The organism is Paenibacillus zanthoxyli JH29 (assembly GCF_000520715.1).
In the GTDB taxonomy this organism is placed as follows: Bacteria; Bacillota; Bacilli; order Paenibacillales; family Paenibacillaceae; genus Paenibacillus_AQ; species Paenibacillus_AQ zanthoxyli.
In genome coordinates, this window is the sequence record NZ_ASSD01000446.1 from 1 (window position 1) to 1,939 (window position 1,939).

The window sequence follows — 1,939 nt, forward strand, 5'->3', positions numbered from 1 at the left end:
TGCTGCTCGATGAGCCGTTCGCTGCGATCGACGCCAAGATTCGTCAAGAGCTTCGTTCCTGGCTGCGGGAACTGATCGAACGCGTCGGAATCACTTCGATTTTCGTAACGCATGACCAGGATGAGGCAATCGAAGTTGCTGACGAGATTATGATAATCAACCAGGGCCGTCTGGAACAGAAGGGCACGCCATGGGATATTTATAAAGAACCCAAGACGACGTTCGTAGCCACCTTTATCGGCGAGTCGACTCTGATTGAGAACGCCGCCGAGCTTAAAGGGTTCAAGACTGCAGAGGGCAGCCAGCCTACCAAGGCGCTGATCCGTCCCGAGTACATTGAGGTAGGCGACCGCGAGGAGTTCAACGTGGCTTCTGCCACCGAGAAGGGAATCGTCAAGCATCTGCAATTCCGTGGCAGCGAATGGCTGGTCGAGGTGGAAGTGAACGGGCACAAGCTGGTCACCTACCGTTCACTGGAGAAGGAGACGCTGCAGGTGGGACAGGAGATCGCCGTGCTGGTGCACCGCGCCTACCTATTCAACGATGAGCGCAGCTGGATTCAGGAGAACAGCCTGAAGGAAGACCCGATGCCGGTCTACATCTAAAATATAAGAATTTATAAGCTGAGCGCTTATCATTTTGTCTTATATTTCTACGAGAAACGGATGCCTTCCTCTGCGAGGACGGCGCAGCCGTTTCTTCTTGAAATATAAGAATTCCCCCCGCAAAGTAACCGTCAGTGAGCTTCGAAAGCATCGGGATCACTTTGTGGGGTATTTTTTATCAGGAATGAGGCTTGGGAATGAAGCTTTTCAGAAGGAGCAGACAACTGCGCGGATGGCTTGCCGTATTGCTGCTGGCGCTGACGCTCACCGCCTGCGGAACGAAAGAGGGCAGCACGGCGGCTGACGCCGGGACAAAAGGCGATGTTACCTTGGTCATTGGTGCATACAGCGTGGCAAAGGATGCGATGGCGGATATTTTGCCGCTGTTTGCGGAGAAGTGGAAGGCTGAGACCGGACAGACGATAACGTTCCAGCAGTCATACGAGGCTTCGGGAACGCAGGCCCGGGCGATTGCCGGCGGGTTCGAGGCTGATGTGACGCTTCTCGCGATGGAAGGCGATGTCGGCAAGCTGGTCGACGCGGGGCTGGTGAACCCATCCTGGAAGGAACGGGGCCAGAAGGGCATGGTGACGCGTTCGATTGTCGTGATGGGTACGCGCGAAGGCAACCCGAAGGGAATTAAGGATTTTACCGATTTGACCAAACCGGGCATCAAAGTGCTGTACCCTAATCCGAAGACCTCGGGCGGCGCGCAGTGGGATATCAACGCAATCTATGGCGCGGGGCTGAAGCAGTCGGAGGAAAAAGAGGGGGTTAAGGACCTTGCGGCGGCCAAAAGCTTTCTGACAAGCGTACACGCCAATGTGGAGTCACTGGATAAGAGCGGACGCGCATCGATGGCTGCGTTCGAGTATGGCGTGGGTGATGTTATCGTAACCTATGAGAATGAGCTTCTGGCGCGGATTGCCCAGGGCGTGAAGTATCAGGTGGTCATACCCAAGGATACGATTCTGATCGAGAATCCGGCGGCGGTGGTCGACAAGTACGCGGATAAGCACGGTACCCGGAAGGCTGCTGAGGCTTTCGTCGACTTCCTGGTGACGCCTCAGGCGCAGGAGATCTTCGCTAAGCACGGATTCCGGCCCGTAGACCAAGAAGTATACGAGGCGAATAAGAGCCGTTTCCCTGTTCCCCCGGGATTATTCGATATCAGCTACCTGGGCGGATGGGACAAGGTGCGGAGCACGCTGTACTCGAAACGGGGCGTATGGTATCAGGTGCTTGCGGGGATTTAATAAGAGTTTCAGCAGACCGTCTTTCAGAGAGGCGGTCTGCTTTTTTTATCTTAAAAGCCGAGAAGACTCCTTCCTCTA

2 protein-coding genes are annotated in these 1,939 nt (G+C 55.0%); both read left to right on the plus strand.

Going from position 1 to position 1,939, the window contains the following annotated elements; all coding sequences use genetic code 11:
* Positions 1–605: TOBE domain-containing protein (locus L691_RS0117065; protein ID WP_025691641.1), on the plus strand; the 605-nt coding region annotated here is incomplete at its 5' end.
* 197 nt (positions 606–802) lie between these two features.
* On the plus strand, positions 803–1,861 hold the full coding sequence (locus tag L691_RS0117070; RefSeq protein WP_025691642.1) for a sulfate ABC transporter substrate-binding protein: 1,059 nt from the start codon (positions 803–805) through the stop codon (positions 1,859–1,861).
* Positions 1,862–1,939 lie beyond the last annotated feature (78 nt).